The sequence below is a fragment of the Xanthomonas sp. DAR 35659 genome (assembly GCF_041242975.1).
GTDB classification, from domain to species: Bacteria; Pseudomonadota; Gammaproteobacteria; order Xanthomonadales; family Xanthomonadaceae; genus Xanthomonas_A; species Xanthomonas_A medicagonis.
The window spans coordinates 1,180,945-1,200,877 of sequence record NZ_CP162488.1; the positions used below are offsets into that span (position 1 = coordinate 1,180,945).

General features: G+C 69.3%; 14 protein-coding genes and 1 pseudogene. 10 read left to right on the forward strand and 5 right to left on the reverse strand.

Features of this window, described 5'->3' with window-relative positions; all coding sequences use genetic code 11:
* Window positions 1-36: 36 nt before the first annotated feature.
* Both AB3X07_RS05035 and AB3X07_RS05040 read right to left on the reverse strand, forming a co-directional pair.
* Window positions 37-1,272, reverse strand: coding sequence for a phosphodiester glycosidase family protein (locus AB3X07_RS05035; protein WP_369943312.1), 1,236 nt, complete (start codon window positions 1,270-1,272; stop codon window positions 37-39).
* Window positions 1,262-3,913 carry a TonB-dependent receptor gene (locus tag AB3X07_RS05040; protein WP_369943314.1) on the reverse strand — a complete coding sequence of 884 codons (2,652 nt, stop codon included), beginning with the start codon at window positions 3,911-3,913 and terminating at the stop codon, window positions 1,262-1,264. The genes AB3X07_RS05035 and AB3X07_RS05040 overlap by 11 nt, the downstream gene beginning before the upstream one ends.
* Window positions 3,914-4,073: 160 nt before the next feature.
* On the opposite strand from AB3X07_RS05040, the gene AB3X07_RS05045 reads away from it, so the two are divergent.
* The gene (locus tag AB3X07_RS05045) at window positions 4,074-5,234 is read left to right on the forward strand and encodes an ROK family transcriptional regulator (RefSeq protein ID WP_369943316.1); all 1,161 of its coding nucleotides are present in this window, start codon (window positions 4,074-4,076) and stop codon (window positions 5,232-5,234) included.
* Window positions 5,235-5,369: 135 nt separating this feature from the next.
* Window positions 5,370-5,792, forward strand: coding sequence for a VOC family protein (locus AB3X07_RS05050; RefSeq protein ID WP_369943318.1), 423 nt, complete (start codon window positions 5,370-5,372; stop codon window positions 5,790-5,792).
* A gap of 3 nt (window positions 5,793-5,795) precedes the next feature.
* Here the strand turns inward: AB3X07_RS05050 and AB3X07_RS05055 are convergent, their stop codons facing one another.
* Entirely contained in the window at window positions 5,796-6,665 is an 870-nt protein-coding gene (locus AB3X07_RS05055; protein WP_369943320.1) for an ion transporter, read from the reverse strand.
* Window positions 6,666-6,880: 215 nt separating this feature from the next.
* Between AB3X07_RS05055 and AB3X07_RS05060 the strand changes: the two genes are divergently transcribed.
* Window positions 6,881-8,113, forward strand: a complete 1,233-nt coding sequence (locus AB3X07_RS05060; protein WP_369943321.1) for an acetylornithine transaminase — start codon at window positions 6,881-6,883, stop codon at window positions 8,111-8,113.
* A 513-nt stretch (window positions 8,114-8,626) separates the two neighbouring features.
* Here AB3X07_RS05060 and AB3X07_RS05065 read toward each other — a convergent pair.
* Window positions 8,627-9,244, reverse strand: a complete 618-nt coding sequence (locus tag AB3X07_RS05065; RefSeq protein ID WP_369943323.1) for an HAD-IA family hydrolase — start codon at window positions 9,242-9,244, stop codon at window positions 8,627-8,629.
* 283 nt (window positions 9,245-9,527) lie between these two features.
* Here AB3X07_RS05065 and AB3X07_RS05070 point away from each other — a divergent pair, with 283 nt between their 5' ends.
* From AB3X07_RS05070 to azu, 7 genes are all read left to right on the forward strand, one after another.
* Complete coding sequence (locus AB3X07_RS05070) at window positions 9,528-10,319, forward strand: TonB-dependent receptor plug domain-containing protein (protein ID WP_369943325.1); 792 nt, start codon at window positions 9,528-9,530, stop codon at window positions 10,317-10,319.
* A 41-nt stretch (window positions 10,320-10,360) separates the two neighbouring features.
* A complete protein-coding gene (locus AB3X07_RS05075; RefSeq protein WP_369944656.1) occupies window positions 10,361-12,223 on the forward strand; it encodes a TonB-dependent receptor plug domain-containing protein in 1,863 nt (620 codons plus the stop codon).
* 244 nt (window positions 12,224-12,467) lie between these two features.
* Complete coding sequence (locus AB3X07_RS05080) at window positions 12,468-14,066, forward strand: NAD(P)/FAD-dependent oxidoreductase (RefSeq protein WP_369943327.1); 1,599 nt, start codon at window positions 12,468-12,470, stop codon at window positions 14,064-14,066.
* The gene (locus AB3X07_RS05085) at window positions 14,063-14,491 is read left to right on the forward strand and encodes a c-type cytochrome (protein ID WP_369943329.1); all 429 of its coding nucleotides are present in this window, start codon (window positions 14,063-14,065) and stop codon (window positions 14,489-14,491) included. The genes AB3X07_RS05080 and AB3X07_RS05085 overlap by 4 nt, the downstream gene beginning before the upstream one ends.
* Before the next feature lie 46 nt (window positions 14,492-14,537).
* The gene (locus tag AB3X07_RS05090; protein ID WP_369943331.1) at window positions 14,538-15,047 is read left to right on the forward strand and encodes a RidA family protein; all 510 of its coding nucleotides are present in this window, start codon (window positions 14,538-14,540) and stop codon (window positions 15,045-15,047) included.
* A 30-nt stretch (window positions 15,048-15,077) separates the two neighbouring features.
* Complete coding sequence (locus AB3X07_RS05095; protein ID WP_369943332.1) at window positions 15,078-16,268, forward strand: pyridoxal phosphate-dependent aminotransferase; 1,191 nt, start codon at window positions 15,078-15,080, stop codon at window positions 16,266-16,268.
* A 96-nt stretch (window positions 16,269-16,364) separates the two neighbouring features.
* The gene (gene azu / locus AB3X07_RS05100; RefSeq protein WP_369943334.1) at window positions 16,365-16,868 is read left to right on the forward strand and encodes an azurin; all 504 of its coding nucleotides are present in this window, start codon (window positions 16,365-16,367) and stop codon (window positions 16,866-16,868) included.
* Window positions 16,869-17,068: 200 nt separating this feature from the next.
* Here the strand turns inward: azu and AB3X07_RS05105 are convergent.
* Window positions 17,069-19,849, reverse strand: a pseudogene (locus AB3X07_RS05105) (LuxR C-terminal-related transcriptional regulator).
* Window positions 19,850-19,933 lie beyond the last annotated feature (84 nt).

The window sequence follows — 19,933 nt, forward strand, 5'->3', positions numbered from 1 at the left end:
GCGCACATCCGTAGCGCGCCATTCCACGGCTTTGTCTCATGGCTGCACACGCACGCCGAGATGGTTGGCGACCGGGCGTTCGCGGCCGGGGATGCCGGTGTGGATGCTGCTGTTGAGCACGCGCACCTGGCCGTCCACGCGCGCGGCCATGGTGCTGGAGCCGCCGCCGTCGAGATTGATCGCGCTGCTGGCGCCGAGCTGCTCGAAGACCGCGCTTAATTCGTCCAGGGTCATGCCTTCGCTGTAGTGCGGCTGGCGACCGTCCACCACCACCAGCCACAGCGTCTGCCGCTTCGCGTCCAGGCCCAGTGCGGTGCGCGGCTCGCGTGCGTCGTAGTACGCCGCGCGGCTGGACTCGCGCGGCTGACGCCTGCCGTCGAGCAGCAGCACCGGGCCGGCGCCGATGCCGACGCGGCTGCCACGCGGGCAACCGCCGCGGCCGCGGACGATGTGCGCGCCGTGGCGGCCGGCGCAGAAGGCGCCGTTCACGCGCGCGTCTTCGGTCGCGCTGTCCGAGTCGAGGCGGCCGTCGCTGAGCGCCAGGCCTTCGGCAGTGACGCCGCTGCCGGCCAACGGCACGAAGGGCCTGTCGAGCAGGTGACCGCCGTCGAACGGCAGGAAGTAGTCGGCATTGATCGCCAGCGCCAGGCCGTGCTCGCGGACGAAGGTGCTGGTCGGCGTGGCGACGAATTCCTTGCCGCCGCTGCGCTCGCCAGGGGTGCCGACCAGTTCCAGCCCGGGCGTGCGCAGGTCGATCTGCGCGATATGCAGCATGGCCGGCACCGGCGTGCCGCGCGCCTCATGCCAATAGCGCACGCCCGGCGCCAGTGGGATCGGGGCGCTGCTGCCGTGCGGACGCTGCAGCTGCGGCTCGATCGCCACGCGCGCGCCGGCGTCGGCCGCCTGCACCGCGGCCAGGACCGCATCGAGGCGTCGCGGCGGCGTGCGCAGCAGCAGGCGGCGCTGCGGTGCGACCCGCAGCAATTGCGTCAGGTCCGCGCAGCGCGCGCCGTCGCAGCGTGCGTCGAAGCCGGCGCGTGCCGGTCCGGTCTCGGCGTCGGCGACCTGCAGGACGATGCGTGCACCATCGCCCGCGCGGCAGTCGTGCATCGCCTTCATCACGTCGTCGTCGAATGCGCCCCAGCAATCGGCACCGAGGACGGTTTCGATCGGCACGAAAGTCGGCGCGGCCGGCGCCGGTTCGGCCGCGTGGGTCGAGGCGGCGAGCAGCGCCGCGCCGAGGGGCAACAGCCAGCGCAATTCAGAACGCATAGTCCACTCCGAAGTAGTAGGCGCGGCCGTTGTCCAACTGCTCGCGCAGCAACGCCTGGTCCACGCCGATCATGCGCGAGAGCTTGGCGTCGGTGAGGTTCTTGCCCTGTACGGTGACGCGCAGGTGCTCGCCGATGCGGTAGGCCAGCTGCAGGTCGTAGGTGGTGATCGCGTCGTAGTAGCGGTCGTTGACCGGGGTGTCGGTGGCGAAGGCGATCAGCTGCTTGTCGGTGTAGTTGCCGCTCAGGCGCGCGCTGAACCGTCCCAGGTCGTACAGCAGCGAGGCGTTGGCGGTGCGCTTGGGCGACTCCATGAGCGCCGGCAGCGAACGCAGGCTGCCATCGGCCATCTGCACGTCGGCGGTGCGCGCGTCGAGCATGGTCACGTTGAACATGCCGCCGAAGTGCGCCAGCGCCGTGGGCAGGAAGTCGAAGTGGGTGTCGATCGCGGTGAACTCCACGCCGCGCACGCGCGCGTCGCTGGCGTTGACCGCCTGGGTCGTGGTGACCTGGTAGGTACCGATCAATCCGCCCGGATTGGTTTGGGTCTCGGTCGAAGTCAGACGCACGATCTCGTCGCGGATGCGCTTCTGGAACAGACCCAGCGAGACCTGCGCGTCGCGATCCGGATACCACTCCAGCGACAGGTCGAGATTGTCGGCGCGGCGCGGACGCAGCGCCGGATTGCCGATGCTGCGCGAGAGGGTGAACGCGGTGGCGCTGACCGTGGGCGTGCTGTTCTGGCCCAGGTCGGCATAGGTCGGCTGGCCGAGCGTGCGGCTGCCGGCCAGGCGCAGTTTCAGCGTCGGCGCGATGTCCCAGCCGACGTTCGCCGACGGCAGCAGGAACTGCATGCTGCTGTCGCTGCGCTGGCCGACGTAGTTGCTGGTGCTGTTCAGCGGTTGCGGCACCGGGCTGACCACCGAGCGCCGCAGGGTCTCGTTGCGCAGTCCGAACGCCAGCTGGGTGACGCTGCCGTGCCAGGTGCCCATCAGGTAGGCGGCGCCGCCGTGCTCGGCGATGGAGAAGTCGCTGAGCGTGCTGTTGCGCAGGTTGCTCGCGGCCAGCGCATAGCGGCTCGGATTGGCGGCGAAGAAGGCCGCGACCTTGGCCGGGTCGATCAGCAGCATGCAGCTGAAGTCGGCGTACGGACACACCTGCGTCGGATCGCGGCCGACATCGGCCAGGCTGACCTTGCCGGTCGGGGTGTAGCGCACTTCGTCCAGGTTGTAGCGCTGGTCCAGGCTACGGTACTGCAGGCCGGTGCGCAGGCCCCAGCCGAGCGCATCGGCGTTGGCGTTCTGGCTGTAGTCCAGTTTCAGCGTGGTGGTGTCGGTGCTGCTGTTCTCCACGCGGTTGAAGAAGTACGACTGCTGGTAGTTGGCGGCGTTGCCGTAGTAGCCGGGATTGTTCAGCGTCAGCAGCGGGCGCGCGTCGGGGCGCACCGTGTAGCCGAAGCCCAACTGCGGCGAGGCGGCGCCGACGAACACGTCCTCGCGCGTGTCCTGGCGGTAGCTGCCGCGCGCGCGGTTGACCAGGAAGTCCAGGTGCCCGGTGGGGTTGCTGATGTAGCGGCCGTCGAACTGGGCATAGCGCAGTTCGCGGTTCTGCTCGAATGCATCGGCGTCCACCTGCGCGTTGCCCTGTGCGTAGCTGCCGGTGGTGGCCGAGGCCACGGTGGCGTTGCCGCTGCGGTTGATGAACTGCGCGCGGCGCTGCTCGTCGTTGTCGTGCTCGAAGCGCCCGGCGCTGAGGTTCATCGACAGCGAATCCATATCGTCGTACTGCAGCTTGCCGAACACGCTACGGCGCTGGCGGATGTTGTCGTAGATCAGCGGGCGGAAGCGGTCGGGCGCCAGCGCCATGCCGGTGGTGTCCTGGTTCGGGGTCAGGGCCTGGCGCACGCCGTTGCGGTAATAGCTGTAGCTGTCGATCGCGGTGTCCAGCGACGAGGAGTCGCGGCGGAAGTAATCGGCTGACAGCACCACGCCGAAGCGGCCATCGGCGCCGAAGGTGTTGCTCAGCGTGCCCTGCACCTGGCCGGACGGGCCGGAATCGTGCAGGTAGCGTTGGTTCTCCCAGTCGGCCAGGTTGGCGCGGACCGCGGCGAACGGACCGGGGCTGTCGAAGGCGCTGCGCGTGCGCAGCGCGGCCACGCCGCCGATCGCGTTGGCGTCCATGTCGGCGCGAAACGACTTGTAGATGTCGACCTGCTGCGCCAGCGAGGCCGGGATCACGTCCAGCGACTGGATGCGGCGGCTGGTCTCGGTCGAGGGCAGGGCGACGCCGTCGATCAGCACCGCGTTGTAGTCGGGATTGAATCCGCGCAGGCTCATGAACTGCGCTTCGCCGCGGCCGTTGTTGATCACCATCGATACGCCGGGCACGCGCTGCAGCGCTTCGCCCAGTCCGAAGTCCGGGATCGAGCCGACGTCGTCGGCGGAGACGCCGTCGGAGATCACCTCGGCTTCGCGCTTGGCGCCGATCGCCTGGCGGATCGACAACTGCTGGCCGCTGACGGTGATGGTGTCCAGCAGGGTCGGATCGGCCGCCGGCGCGCTGTTTGCAACGTCGGTGTCGGCGGCGGCGGGGCTGGCCGCGGCGTGGGCCGCGGTCGCGGCGCTCAGCGCCAAGGCCAGCATGGAACGGCGGAGTGGGCTGCCGGAGCGGCGACAGCGGTTGGACGGACGGTGCATCTGGATCCCCCGGGGTGCGTGAGTCTGGCAATTTACTAACTCAACGTGAATTAAATATTTCACCCGCGCCCGGTATGCTTTCCGTGCCTTCCGCCACGCCGCTCTCATGCCCGTTCCCGTCGCCGCTTCGCTGCCGCCCGCTTCCCGTTCCGTGCATGCCACGCATGCCGATCTCACCGACAACGAGCGGCGCATGCTCGACAGTTTGCGTCTGTTCGGCACCGTCACCCGCGCCGACCTCAGCCGCATCACCGGGCTGACCGTGCAATCGGCGGTGCGCCTGATCGATGCCCTGGCCGAGCGCGGACTGGTGCGCATCGGTGCCTCGCTGGCGCACGGCGGTCGCGGCAAACCGGGTGCGGCGATCGCGCTCGATCCCGCGCACGGTCATACCGTCGGCTACGCGATCGCCACCGACGCGCTGTCGCTGGCGCTGCTGGATTTCAGCGGCCAGATCCGCGCCACCGCCGAGCATCCATTGCGTTCGACCGAGCCGGCGGCACTGCTGGCGCAACTGCGTGAGGCCGATGCGGCGCTGCTGGCCGAGGCCGGATGCGGACTCGGGCCGCGGCTGGGCGCGGGCGTGGCGATGACCGGGTTCTTCGTCGATGGCACCGAACGCATGAACCCGCCCGATCCGCTGCGCGAACTGGGCGCGCTGTCGATCGGCGACTGGCTGGCCGAGGCGCTGGGCCTGCCGGTGTGGGTGGACAACGACGGCAGCGTCGCCGCGGTCGGCGAGAGCCTGCTCGGGGTCGGCCGCCAGTACCGCGATTTCGCCTATCTGTATTTCAGCTACGGCCTCGGCGGCGGCGTGGTGATCGACGGCGCCTGCCTGCGCGGCGCGCACGGCAATGCCGGCGAATTCGCCGGCATGCTGCCTGGGCTGGGCCTGGAGCGCGGCACGCTGGAGCTGCTGCGGCAGATGCTGATCGAGGACGGGGTGATGCTGGCCGACGTCCGCGCGCTGGTGGCGGCCTACGATCCGTCCTGGCCGACGATCGAGCGCTGGATCGCGCGCGCGGTGCCGGGTCTGTCGCTGATCGTCTCGGCGATCACCGCGGTGTTCGATCCGCAGGCCGTGGTGTTCGGCGGGCGCCTGCCGCGCGATCTGGCGCTGCGCCTGATCCCGCAGTTGCGCATCGACAACCAGCCGCGCCGCGGCCAGGCGCGGCCGTTGCCGGTGCTGTTGCCGGCGGCGGCGATGGCCGACGCCAGCGCGGTCGGAGCGGCCACGCTGCCGTTGAAGGCCTGCTACTTCCGCTGAAGAGCTGGCGCACGGCGGCCGTGCCCGCGTCTGCACGCCGCGGGCGCTACCCTATGCGCCTGTGCCAGGACCGCGCGGCGGCACACCGCGGCGCATGGTAGTCCTGCCCGTTTCCCCCTCAATGGAGTTGTCGCGATGAAATACCTGCACGCCATGATCCGCGTCCACGATCTGGAGAAGACCAGCACGTTCTTCACCGAAGGCCTGGGCCTGCACGAGACCCGGCGCATCGAGAACGCGGCCGGCAAGTTCACCCTGGTGTACTTCGGCGCGCCGGAGAACCCGGAGGCCGAAGTCGAGCTGACCTACAACTGGGGCTCGGACGAGGACTACGGCAGCGCGCGCAACTTCGGCCACCTGGCGTTCGAGGTCGACGACATCTACGCGATCTGCGCGCACCTGCAGGCGCAGGGCGTGGTCATCAATCGCCCGCCGCGCGACGGGCGCATGGCCTTCGTGCGCAGCCCGGACCTGATCTCGATCGAACTGCTGCAGAAGGGCGAGGCGCTGGCCCCGGCCGAGCCGTGGGCGTCGATGCCCAACACCGGCGTGTGGTGAGGCTCAGGCCGCGGCGTCGGGCAGGGGCTGGCCGCAGTTGCGGCAATAGCCGGCGCCGGGGTCGTGGCCTTGCAGGCCGCAGTGCGTGCAGTTGCGTCGGTCCGGCGCGTGGCGGCGGTCGGCATCGCGCAGGCTGTTGGCCAGTTCGGCGGTGTAGATGCCGGTGGGCACGGCGATGATGCTGTAGCCGATCAGGATCAGCACCGAGGTGATGGCGCGGCCCAGCGGGGTGAGCGGGGCGATGTCGCCGAAGCCGACCGTGGCCATCGTCACCACCGCCCAGTACATCGCGGTGGGGATGCTGGTGAAGCCGTTGGCCGGGCCTTCGACCACGTACATCAACGCGCCGAAGATCACCACCAGGGTGATCACCGTGAACAGGAACACGAACACCTTGCGCCGGCTGCGCCACAACGCGTCCACCAGCAGGCTGCTTTCCTCGACGTAGCGGGTCAGCTTGAGGATGCGGAACAGGCGCAGCACCCGCAGCACGCGCACCACCAGCAGCGTCTGCGCGCCGGGCAGCCGAAACGAGATGTAGGTGGGCAGGGTCGACAGCAGGTCGATCACGCCCCAGAAGCTCAGCGCGTAGCGCAGCGGGCGCTTCACCGTGGCCAGGCGCAACGCGTACTCGGCGGTGAACAGCGCGGTGAAGCCCCACTCCAGCACGTACAGCGTGCCGGCGTGGCGGGCGTGCAGCGCCGGCACGCTGTCGGCCATGATCACCGCGACGCTGGCCACGATCGCCGCGACCAGCAACAGGTCGAAGTTGCGCGAAGACCGGGTGTCGTGCCGATAGATGATGTCGAACCAACGACGCCGCCAGCCGTGCTCGGTCGCCGGGGCGAGGTGGGAATCGAGGAAAAAGCGCATGCGCCCATGCTACCCGAGCCGCATTGCGGGCGTGGACACGCGTGCGCGGCGTAGCCGGCGCCGGCGTGCGGACGGGGCTTCGCGGCGGCATTCGGGCAGGCTCGCGTTGCCGCGGCGGACGGCGGACCACCTGTCGTTCCAGGCGCCCGCGGGCGGTCCCGGGCAGGCTGCCGGCGGACATATAATCGGAACCTTTCCCGCAGGATGTTCCCCCGATGACCGCTTCCTCCGCCGCGGATCTGATCGCCCTCGGTCAGCACTACTACCTGCCGATCTACCGCCCGCGCCAGTTGGTGCTGGAGCGCGGCCAGGGCGCCAAGGTGTGGGACAGCGAAGGCCGCGACTACATCGACCTGTCCGCCGGCATCGCGGTCTGCGGGCTCGGCCACAACGATCCGGACCTGAGCGCCGCGCTGCTTGAGCAGGCCGGCAAGCTGTGGCACACCAGCAATGTGTTCTACAGCGAACCGCCGCTGCGCCTGGCCGAGGAGCTGGTCACCGCCTCGCGCTTCGCGCGCAAGGTGTTCCTGTGCAATTCCGGCAGCGAGGCCAACGAGGCGGCGATCAAGCTGGTGCGCAAGTGGGCCGCCAGCCAGGGCCGCGCGCCGGACCGGCGGGTCATCGTCACCTTCCGCGGCAGTTTCCACGGCCGCACCCTGGCCGCGGTCACCGCCACCGCGCAGCCGAAGTACCAGGAAGGCTACGAGCCGCTGCCCGGCGGTTTCCGTTATGTGGACTTCAACGACATCGTGCAGTTGGAAACGGCGATGGCGGCCGGCGACGTGGCCGCGGTGATGCTCGAGCCGGTGCAGGGCGAGGGCGGGGTGATGCCGGCCGCGTCGGGCTTCCTGGCGCGGGTGCGCGCGCTGTGCGACCACCACGGCGCGCTGCTGGTGCTGGACGAGATCCAGTGCGGCATGGGCCGTACCGGCACCCTGTTCGCGCACTGGCAGGACCAGGTGACGCCGGACATCGTGACCCTGGCCAAGGCGCTGGGCGGCGGTTTCCCGATCGGCGCGCTGCTGGCCGGGCCCAAGGTCGCCGAGGTCATGCAGTTCGGCGCGCACGGCAGCACCTTCGGCGGCAATCCGCTAGCCGCGGCGGTGGCGCGGGTGGCGCTGCGCAAGCTGGCGTCGGCGCCGATCGCGGCGAACGTGTCGCGGCAGGCGGCGGCGCTGCGGCAGGGGCTGGCCGCGCTCAATGAGGAGTTCGCGCTGTTTGCGCAGGTGCGTGGGCGTGGGTTGATGCTGGGCGCGGTGCTGAATCAGGCGCATGCGGGGCAGGCCGGGGCGATCCTGGATCATGCCGCTGCGCATGGGGTGTTGACGTTGCAGGCCGGGCCGGATGTGTTGCGGTTCGTGCCTTCGTTGAATATCACCGATCAGGAAGTGGCCGAGGGGTTGAAGCGGTTGCGGGCGGCGTTACTGGCTTATGTCGGTACGCGTTGAGGCGGATTGCTGTGTGGGTGTCGGTTGGCTTTTGATGCGATGGCACGGCAACGGCAACGGCAACGGCAACGGCAACGGCAACGGCAATAGCAGAAGCAGAAGCAGAAGCAGAAGCAGAGCTTTCGCCTGGCGGCGAGTTACTTTTCTTTGCTTGTGCAAAGAAAAGTAACCAAAAGAAAGCACACCCTGCCTGCGCGCCCTCCGCGCTGCGCGCTCCGGGTCCGCGAATAGGACGGGATTCGCGGAAGGGGCATCCTGCCCCTGCCGCGAACGGCGCACATCCATGTGCGCCGCCCCTTCGGGGTTTTTCCCGCCCTATTCGCCGCTACGGAAGGGAACCCGATAAAGCAAAGCCACAGCAACAGCAGAATCAACAGCCACAGCCACAGCCACAGCCACACAGCAACAGCCGCAGCCATACAGCAAAAGCCACAGCAACAGCCACGGCAGGATGGCTGCGGGCGTAGTGGCAGATGCAGCGGATGCGGGCTCTGTCGGCGATAGGCGTGTCGTCTAGCCCAGGCCGTGCCGCGCGAGGGCGCGGCGCAGGGCGCGCGCGCCGCTGGCGGTCTCCGCGGCCATGCCGATCGCGCGGGCGCCGCGCACGTTGACGAACAGGTCGTCGATGAACAGGGCGTGCCGCGCCGCGACGCCGAAATGGTCGAGTGCACGACGGTACACCTCGGCCTGCGGTTTGCGTCCGCCGAGTGCGCCGCTGCACAGCACGCGCCCGCGCAGCAGCGGGAACAGCGCCGGCACGATCTGCGGGATCGCCTGCGCCATCAGGGCGCCGTTGTTGGTCAGCACGCCGATGTCGACCCTGTCGGCCAGCGCCAGGATGCGTTCGATTACGCCGGGATCGCCGCGGCTGCCGGCCACGCGCGCGGCGATCCAGTCGGCTTCGCTCACCGGCGCGCCGAGTCCTTCGCCCAGCCGCTGCAGATAGACGGCGGTGGCGATCTCGCCGCCGTCGTAGGCGGCTTCCAGTCCGGCGCCGAACAGGACCTCCCGCACCCGTGCCGTGTCGCAGTCGCAGTGGGCGGCCAGGTGCGCGATGCGTGCCGTGCGCGAGTAGGTCGCCAGCACGCCGTCGAAGTCGAGCAGCAGCAAGGTCGGGCGTGGATGGATCAACGCGGCCACCGCGTTTGGCGCTGCGCGCGACGGTGGGACATGGGGCGAGCTCCACGTGGCGGTGGCCGAGAGTAACCCACTGCCCGCGGCGATGCGCGCCACTACCCACGCCGCGATGCCCGCCCCGTCCCCGCCCACCCGCTCGCGGCGCACCTACCCGTCGGATCCGGCCGTCCGGCGTCGTGCGCTGGCTATGGTCCCTGCACGCCGCGAGTGCGGCGCCGCCGGTCGGGGAGCCGGCGCACATCCACGCCACGTCCACGTCACTTAGGGGGTCTTGACCATGAGCAAGCGCTTGAACGCCGATCGACTGGCGGAATCGGTACGCAGGGTGCTGTGCGGTGCGCGGCAACGGCACGGCGTGGCCACGCTGACGCTGCTACTGGCCAGCGCACAGGCGCTGCCGGCGCTGGCGGAGGAGCCGGGTGGCGAGGCCAAGACGCTGGACGCGATCACGGTCATTTCGACCGGCACGCGCAAGGCCAACATGGCGGTGACCGACAGCCCGGCGCCGATCCAGTTGGTGAGCGCGGACATGCTCAAGCAGTCGGCCGCACCCGACCTGATCAACGCCATCGCCAACCAGGTGCCGTCCTACAACGCCAACCAGACCGGCAACGACATGGCGAGCCAGACGCTCACCGCCAGCCTGCGCAACCTCTCGCCCAACCACACGCTGGTGCTGGTCAACGGCAAACGCCGCCACATCACCTCCAACGTCAACACCACCACCGGCGCGGCCTCGGCCGATCTGTCGTTCATTCCGGCCGCGGCGATCGATCATGTCGAAGTGCTGACCGACGGCGCCGCGGCGCTGTACGGGTCGGACGCGATCGCCGGCGTCATCAACATCATCCTCAAGAAGAACCACGACGGCGGCGAAGTGGACGCCGGTTATGCCGGCTACAAGGATGGCGGCGGCGGCACCGATGCGTGGGTGCCAATATCGGCTTCGGCAGCGACGCGGCGTATTTCAGCCTCAGCGCCGAGGTCGAGAACCGCAAGACCGTGTACCGGCTCGGTTCGTACAGCTATGCCGATTGCGTGGCCAACTACGCCGATTGCTCGGCGGTGAATCCGAGCATGGCCGAGTTCCTGGCCGACGACGTCGACGGCATGACCCTCAACGGCCGCTTCCCCAACGTCAACGCCTGGCTCAATCCGCCCGAAGTCCATCGCAAGGCGCTGTTCTTCAATTCGGGAGCGGTGCTCAGCGACACCCTGGAGTTCTACGCGTTCGGCAGCTACGGCAAGAAGACCGCGCAGTCGGAGGAGAACTACCGCCGTCCCAGCCAGGACGGCGGCTACGTCGATCCGGTGACCGGCGCGGTCAGCCACAAGTATCCGCTGGGCTTCAATCCGTCGGAGGCGTCGGACGAGGTCGACTACGAGTTGACCGCCGGGCTGAAGGGCGCGCTGGCCGACTGGTCCTGGGATTTCTCCAGCAGCTACGGCAAGAACGAGATGGACGTGTACACGCTGAATTCGATGAATTTCAGCCTGTGGCAGGACGATGGCTACTCGCCCGAGGACTTCTACGACGGCAGCTTCTGGGCCAGCCAGTGGACCACCAACCTCAACGCCACGCGCGATTTCGACCTCGGCCTGTCGCAGCCGCTGACCTTCAACGCCGGCGTGGAGTACCGCCGCGATCAGTACGGCATCGATCCGGGCGATCCGACCTCGTACTACGGCGCCGGCGCGTCCTCGTTTCCCGGCTACAACCCGCTGTTCAACACCGGCTCCTACAGCCGCCACAGCTACGCCGCCTACGCCGACGTGGTGTTCAATCCGACCGAGAAGTGGTTGCTGGACGTGGCCGGGCGCTACGAGAACTACAGCGACTTCGGCAGCAAGGTCGTCGGCAAGCTGACCACCCGCTTCGACCTCACCGACACCTTCGCGGTACGCGGCACCGCCAGCACCGGCTTCCGCGCGCCCACCCTGCAGGAAGGCTTCTACTCGGCGGTGCAGGTCGGCCCGACCAGCGCCACCCCAACCCTGCAACCGAACAGCGCGGCGGCGGCGGCGCTGGGCTTCGGCAACCTGAAGCCGGAGACCAGCACCAACTACAGCCTGGGCTTCGTGTTCCGGCCGATGCCCAACTTCGACAGCACGCTGGACTTCTACCGCATCACCATTTCCGACCGCATCGGCGTGGGCACCTTCGAGTATTCCAAGGCCGGGCAGCCGGGCGACACCAACGGCGACGGCACGCCCGATGCTGCCTACAACGCCGCACTGGGCCAGGCGCTGGTCGACTTCGGCTATCTCGGCGGCATCGATCCCGCCGCGCCGGGCGGCTCGCTCGACGCCACCGCGCGGCAGAACATCTCGGTGGCGATCTTCAACAATACGCTCAAGACCCGCACCAGCGGCGTGGACTGGGTGACCAACTACATCACCGAGTTCGACTGGGGCTCGATCGACTGGATGCTGGCGGCCAACTACAACAAGACCGAGGTGCTCAGCGCCAAGCCGGCGCCGGAGGTGCTCGGCGGCGCCACCATGTACAGCCCGGCGACGCTGATCAATCTGGAGAACAATGCGCCCAAGTATCGGGTCAACCTGGGCGCCACGTTCAACGTCGGCAAGTTCAGCCTGCGCGTGACCGAGGCGGTGTACGGGCCGCAGTACCAGCTGATAGCGCCGTACGACGAGTGGAACGGCGACATCTTTCCCGACAGCGTGCTGAGCCAGCTCGACGTGGTCGACGTCAATGGCGCGCCGTACTACAAGCAGAAGATCGGCACGATGGCGCTGACCAACGTCGAGCTGACGTTCCGGCCCACCGAACAGCTGACCGTCAGCGTCGGCGGCGACAACGTGTTCAACACCTATCCCGACAAGATCCCGTCGGCGGCGTACGACTACCTCGAGAAGAACTACCTCAGCTACTACAACTCGCCGTATCTGACCGGTAGCCCGGTCGGCTACTTCGGCGCGCGCTACTACGCCAAGCTGACCTACCGCTTCTGAGCGGTTCGAGCCCCTCTCCCACCGGGAGAGGGGTTGGGGTGAGGGTACGGCGCGAAAGCGCCTCGCGGGATTTGGTGCATGAGGCTGCGCCCGTACCCTCATCCGCCCCTTCGGGGCACCTTCTCCCGCAGGGAGAAGGAAGAGCCGGCCCTACCCACTCCATCGCGACCTACCCGCCGCACGCGGCCTGCACCGCCGCCGCGGCGGCTATGGTCGATCCGCAATCCGTGAGGCGATGTCGACGATGCAGGCAACAACCAGGGGAGTCATGACCCGCCGCCAATTGCTCGCCAGGATCGGCCTGGCCGGCGGCGGCGCGATGATGTACCAGGCGATGCACAGCCTGGGCATGGCGGCCGAATCCCGTTTCAACGGCGTGCCGCGGCTGGATGGCGACGCCAAGGGCGCCTCGGTGCTGGTGCTCGGCGCCGGCCTGGCCGGGCTGACCGCGGCCTACGAACTGCGCAAGGCCGGCTATCGGGTGCAGGTGCTCGAATACAACGCGCGTCCCGGCGGCCGCAACTGGACGCTGCGCGGCGGCGATCGCTATACCGAACTCGGCGGCTTCGAGCAGCACTGCGGGTTCGACGAGGGCATGTACCTAAACCCCGGCCCGTGGCGCATCCCGCACCATCACAAGGCGGTGCTGTCCTACTGCAAGCAGTTCGGGGTGGCGCTGGAACCGTTCGTGCAGGTCAACTTCAACGCGTTGCTGCACAGCCGCGAGGGGTTCGGCGGCAAGCCGCAGCGCTTCCGCGACATCGACGCCGACTACAAGGGGCACGTGGCCGAACTGCTGGCCAAGAGCACCCGGCAGGGCGCCCTGGATGCGCAGGTGCAGCGCGAGGACCAGGAGATCCTGCTCGAGTCGTTGCGCAACTGGGGCGCGCTGGACAAGGACTTCGGCTACGTCAAAGGCCGCGAGAGCAGCGAGCGCCGCGGCTTCGCCAAGTATCCCGGCGGCGGCCTGTCCGGCAAGCCGCAATTCTCCGAACCGTTCAGCACCCAGGACATCCTGCGCTCGCGGCTGTGGGCCACGCTGGCGGCCGGCAACAACTACGAGATGCAGACCGCGATGTTCCAGCCGGTCGGCGGCATGGACCAGATCGGCAAGGCGTTCGCGCGCGAGCTCGGCGACGCGATCCGCTACAACGCCCGGGTCACCCGCATCGACCAGGACGCGCACGGGGTCAGCGTCGCCTACCAGGACGGCACCGGCAGCGAACAGGTGGCGAACGCCGATTGGTGCGTGTGCACGATCCCGCTGTCGATCCTCAGCCGCATTCCGCTCGCGGTGGGCGAGAAGATGGCCGCGGCGATCGGCCAGGTGCCGTACGCGGCATCGGTGAAGGTGGGGCTGCAGTTCAAGCGCCGCTTCTGGGAAGAGGACGAGGCGATCTACGGCGGCATCAGCTACACCGACTTGCCGATCACCCTGATCAGCTATCCGAGCACCGGTTTCCAGAGCGCCGGCAAGGGCGTGCTGCTCGGCGCCTACGTGTGGGGACTGGAGGCGTTCGAGTTCACCTCGATGACGCCGCAGCAGCGCGTGGCCAAGGCGGTGGAGTACGGCACGCAGTTGCATCCGCAGTATCCGCGCGAGTTCGACAACGGCATCGCCGTGGGCTGGCACCGGGTGCCGTTCACCCATGGCTGTTTCGGCATGTGGAGCGACGCTGCGCGCGCCGAGCACTACGAGAACCTGTGCCGGATCGATGGCCGCATCGCGCTCGCCGGCGAACACGCCTCGTACATTCCGGCCTGGCAGGAAGGGGCCATCACCTCGGCGCTGGATGCGATCGAACGCCTGCATCGCCGTGTCGTCAATGGAGTCCGCGCATGAAACTTCAGCGTCACTGGGTGCTCGCTGCGGCGGTCGCCGCCGGCGTGCTCGCGCCGATGCTGCCGCCGGCGATCGGTCCGGCCGCGGCGCAGAGTTCCGATGCCACGCCGTTGTATCCGCAGGCCGCCTTCTCCACGGCCTCCGGCGCCACGGTGTACGCGGCGATCTGCCAGAGCTGCCACATGCCCGGCGGGCAGGGCGCGCGTGGCGGCGGCGAGTATCCGGCGCTGGCCGGCAATCCCAAGGTGGCCGCGGCGCCGTACGTGGCGATGATGGTGCTCGATGGCCGCGGCGGCATGCCCGGCTTCGCCGGCATGCTCAACGACCAGCAGGTCGCCGAGGTGGTGCACTATGTGCGCAGCCAGTTCGGCAACGACTATCCCGGCAAGCTCAGCGCCGACGAGGTGCGCACGCTGCGGCACTGAGCCGCGACCGGTTCCATTTTCCCCTTTCGACCGCGAGGAGTTCCGCATGCGCCGTTCGTTCGTTTCCCGCTCGCTCCGTGCCGGCCTGTGCACCGCGCTGTGGCTGCCCGCCCTGGCCGGTGCCGCCGAGATCGTGCGCCACAAGATTCCCGACAGTGATTTTCCGATTTCCGCGGCGGTGGAGATTCCGGCCGGCAAGACCACGGTCTATCTCAGCGGCGCGGTGCCGCGGCCGATCGATGCCAGCGCGCCCAAGGATTCGCCCGCCGCCTACGGCGATACCAAGGCGCAGACGATCAGCGTGCTCTCGCAGATCGAGGCGCAACTGAAAGGCATGGGCCTGGGCATGCGCGACGTGGTCAAGATGCAAGCGTTCCTGGTCGGCGATCCGGCGCTGGGCGGGAAGATGGATTTCGCCGGTTTCATGGAGGGCTACCGGCAGTTCTTCGGCACGCCCACGCAGCCCAACCTGCCGTCGCGCTCGGCGTTCCAGATCGCGGCGCTGGGCAATCCGCTGTACCGCATCGAGATCGAAGTGGTCGCCGTGCGTCCGTAAGTCCTTGCCCTGTCTTCCAAGGAGTCCGTCATGCAGCAGCCGTCGCGTTCGCGCCGCACTTTCCTCAAGGACGCGGCGCTGGTCGCCGCGGCCGGCTTCGGCACGCCCTGGCTGGCGCAGGCCGCGTCCGGCCCCGTGCAGGCGGCCGACGCCGAACTGGCGCCGGTGCTGATCAACGCCAACGAATATCCCGGCGGCCCGTCGCCGGCCGCGCAGCGGGCGATCGCGGCGATCGCGTCCAGCGGCGGCCGTTACCTGGGCGAGCTGCAGATGGAACTGCTGCAGACCCTTGCCGACCAGTCGGGCGTGGGGATCGATCACCTCATGGCCTACGCCGGCTCCACCGAGCCGCTGGACTACACCATGCTGGCATTCACCTCGCCCAGCGCGTCGCTGGTCACCGCCGATCCCACCTTCGAGTCCGGCTGGCGCGCCGCGGCGCGCAACGGCGCCAAGGTGATCAAGGTGCCGCTGCGCCAGGACGACGCGCACGACGTGCAGGCGATGTGCGCCGCCGACGCCAACGCCGGCGTGCTCTACATCTGCAATCCGAACAATCCCACCGGTTCGGTGACGCCGCGCAAGGACCTGGACTACGCGCTGGCGCACAAGCCCAAGGGCAGCGTGCTGGTGGTCGACGAGGCGTATCTGCATTTTTCCGACAGCGCCAGCAGCATGGTCGATCGCGTCGCCGCCGGCGACGACGTGATCGTGCTGCGCACCTTCTCCAAGCTCTACGGCATGGCCGGCATCCGCCTGGGCTATGCGGTGGCGCGGCCGGACTTGCTGGCCAAGCTGAAGTTCTACAGCGTCAACAGCCTGCCGGTGACCGCGGTCGCCGCCGGCCTGGCCAGCCTGCGCGATCCGGCGCTGGTGCCGCAGCGGCGCGCGCTCAACAGCGCCATTCGCCACGACGTGGTGCGCTGGCTCGGCGCGCAGGGCTATGCGTGCACGGCGTCGGAAAGCAATTGCTTCATGCTCGACGTGAAGCGCCCGGCGCAGGCGTTCATGGACGCGATGGCCACGTATGGCGTATTCGTCGGCCGCAGCTGGGCGCTATGGCCGAACCGCTCGCGCATCACCGTCGGCACCGCGCCGGAGATGGCACGGTTCAAGCGTGCGTTCGCGCAGGTCGCGGCCGGCAAGCGCGGCCCGTTGCCGGTGCCGGCGCCGCGGATGGCGCTGCATGATCCGATGCACGGTTTCTTCCGCAACGCCTGAGCAGCGTGCGTACCGGATGTTGCGGTGCACGAGCGCCTGTCGTTGACAAACATTCGCGCAAAGGCCGACAGTCGTGGCGATGCCGCCGCGCAGCGCATGCTGCCTTCGCATCGTGGTGCCGTTCCCATTGCCAAGGAGTTCGTCTTGAAAGCGAAGTCGTTGTCCCCTCTGCTGGTCCTCGCCGCGCTCGCGTTCGCGCCGGCCGCCTGGGCCAAGACCTGCGCGGTGACCATCACCGGTACCGACCAGATGTCCTTCGACCAGCCGCAGATCAAGGTCGCCGCCGACTGCACCGAGGTGGCGCTGACGCTCAAGCACAGCGGCAAGCTCGCCGCCGCGGTGATGGGCCACAACTGGGTGCTGACCAAGACCGCGGACTTCCAGGCGGTGGCCAACGCCGGCACCAGTTCCAGCCTGGCCGACAATTACCTGCCGAAGAACGACGCGCGGATCATCGCGCACACCAAGGTGATCGGCGCCGGGCAATCGGACACGATCAAGTTCTCCACCGCCAAGTTGAGCAAGGGCGGCGACTACACGTTCTTCTGCTCGTTCCCGGGGCACTGGGCGATGATGAAGGGCAAGTTCGTATTCGGCTGAGCCGCGCCGCGCTGCAGGTTGCGGCCAGCGATCCGCGCGCTTTTCGAACATGATGGCGCTGCAGGCCAGGCCAGGCCAGGCCTGCGTCAGCGTCCACTCACTGTAGGAGCGGCTTCAGCCGCGACCGGGCTTTCCCGACAAGGTCCGGTCGCGGCTGAAGCCGCTCCTACAGGACCGCGACGACGCGCGCGATTGCGCGATCATGCTCGGTCCTGTGCGCAGTCGGGCGCCGCGCCGCGCTGCAGCAGCCCGCGTTGCAGCGCGCTGGCCAGCGCGGCTTCGCGGGTGCCGGCTTCCAGCTTGCGGTATAGGTTCTTCAGGTGGAACTTGACCGTGTTCTCCGACAGCGCCAGGCGCCGCGCGATCTGCTTGTTGGCGGCGCCCTGCGCCAGCAGCGCCAGCACTTCCAGTTCGCGTTCGCTGAACAGGTCGGCGCCGCTGTCCTGGTCGTGGCGCAGCTTGTCCAGCAGCGCCTGGATGGTCATCGCCAGCGTGGTGTTCGGCGCTGCCTGCGGATCCTGCTGGCGCGCCATGCGCAGCAAGGCCTTGCCCGGCACGCCCAGTTCCAGCACGCATTGCCAGGCCTGGGTGCCGGCCACGTGCTGCAGCGCGTGCCGCAGGTAGGGCAGGGCGGTGGCGGATTCGCCGCGGTCGTGCAGCACCAGCGCGATGCGCGCACGCACCCGCGCCAGGTGCACCTGGTTGTCGGCGGTCAGGCAGGCCGCCTCCACGCTTTGCAGCACCGCCAGCGCGGCGCGGGTGCGTCCGCCCAGGCGATGCCAGCGGGCCAGGGCGAAGCCGAGCGCGGCGAGGAAGCGCCAGTCCTGCGGCTGGCTCAGCGCATGCGCGAACCGGGCCTCGCCGCCGGTGCGCGCGACCAGCACGTCGATCGCCGGCGACGGCGGCTGGTCGAGCAGCACGTGCAGCCGCCAGGCCAGCGCCAGGTCGGCGAGCCGGCCCAGGTGCCGCGCGTGCGCGATGCGGTCGATATGGTCGAGCAGGTCCAGCGCGGCGCGATCGCTGCGGTCGTGCTGGCGCGCCAGCACCAGCGCGGTCTCGTAGCCGGCGGCGTAGATGTCCAGCCAGCCGTCGTGCTGTTCCAGGAACCCCAGCGCCGGCTGCAGGCAGTCGGCGGCTTCGTCGTAGCGGCCGTGCTCGCATTGCAGCTGCGCCAGCAGGCACTGGCCCACCGCCTGCAGGGTGGGATCGAGCTGCTGCTGGCGCTGGGCGATGGCCAGCGCCTGGCGACAGGTGGCTTCGGCGCGCTCCAGTTGGCCGCGGTAGTAGTGGCTCTGCGCCAGGTGGACCAGCGCATAGCTGGTGCCGACCTCGCTGCCGCTGGCCTGCATCGCGCCGTCGGCCAGTTGCGCATAGCGCTCGGCGCCGGCGAAATCGGCGCGGCCCAGGGCGGTGGTGGCGCAGATGCACCACAGCGTGCCGCGGCCCAGGCTGTCGTCCTCGTCCAGCGCCGCTGCTTGCGCCGCGATCTGCGCCAGTCCGCGCGGGTTGGCGCAGACCTGGTCGAGCAGGTCGCGCAGCAACGCCACCACCATCGTGTAGTCGCGCTCGAACGGCGCGCGCACGGGTTCGGGGAAGTCGCGGAAGCGTTCCAGCAGGGTCTGCGCGTGCGCGAACTCGCCCAGCTTCATGTGCAGGTAGGCCTGGGTCAGATTCAGCGCCGGCCATTCGCCGATGCTGCGGCGCGGGAAGCGGCGCAGCAGCGCACGGATCGGCGCGGTGCCGTGGCGCAGCAGCAACTGCCAGGTGCCGGCGCGGGCAATGCAGTCGGCGGCGCTGTCGATCGCGCCGCCGCGCACCGCATGCCGCACCGCTTCGGGCAACTGCCCGTGCGCGTCGAACCAGTGCGCAGCGCGCCGGTGCAACTGCGGCGCCAGCCCGGGCGTGTCGCGCTCCAGTTGCTGGGACAGATAATCGGCGAACAACGGATGGAAGCGGAACCACTCGTGTTCGCCATCCAGCGCCACCAGCAGGCCCTGGAAATGCGCCAGCCGCTCCAGCAGGCGGCCGCTGTCGTCGCGCTGGCGCACCGCGTCGGCGAGCGCGGCGTTGAACCGTTCCAGCGGCGAGAGCTGCAGCAGCAAGGCGCGCAAGTCCGGATCCAGGTCGTTGAGCACCTGCTCGGCCAGATACGCCGCCAACGCGGCGGTGCGCCCGGAGAACCGGTCCAGGTCGTCTCGGCGGCGTTCGTCGCCGCCCAGCCACAGCCCGGCCAGTTGCAGCGCCACGGCCCAGCCCTCGGTCTGCCGGCGCAGCTGTTGCGCCATCGCCATCGGCACCTGCGGCCCCAGCAGTGCCAGCGTCTCGGCGTCGTCGAGCGCGAGTTCGCGGGCGCCGATGCGTTCCAGTTGGCCTTGCAGCGCCCAGCGCGCCAACGGCAGCGCGGGCGCGCGCCGGGTGGCCAGCAGCAGGTGCAATTGGCCGCCGGCGTGTTCGACCAGCCGCGTCACCACCTCGTCGAGCGCGCTGGCGTGGCCGCGGTCGTAGTCGTCGAGGATCACCAGCAGGCGCCGCGGCGCGGCGCGGATCGCGCGGATCAGTGCCGGCAGGGTGGACGCCACCTCCAGGTCCTGGCCCTGCTGCTGCAGTGCGGCCTGCAAGGGGGCGCCGAGGTCGATCCCGGCGCCGCGCGCGGCCAGCGCCAGGTAGGCGAGGAAGCGCCCCGGATCGGCGTCGTCCTCGTCCAGCGACAGCCATGCCACCGCGGCCTCGCCGCGTTCGCGCAGGCGCTAGTGCCATTGCCCGAGCAAGGTGGTCTTGCCGAAGCCGGGTGGCGCCAGCAACAGGGTCAGCGGCAGGTCGGCGGCACGGTCCAGGTGCTGCAGCAAGGCCTCCCGCGCGACCGTGGCCACGCGCGAGCGCGGCGGCGCCAGTTTGTCGGCCAGTACCCAGTCGGGCAGGGCGGCACTGTCGTGCATGCCCGGAGGGAAACGCGGATTCAACAGCGTGACAGGCTTGAGCATGTCGCCATGAATGATGTGCAGCGGTCGCCCTCGCGCCCTCTGGCGGTTCGGGTGACGGTACGGAGTCGGACGCGTGCCGGTTCG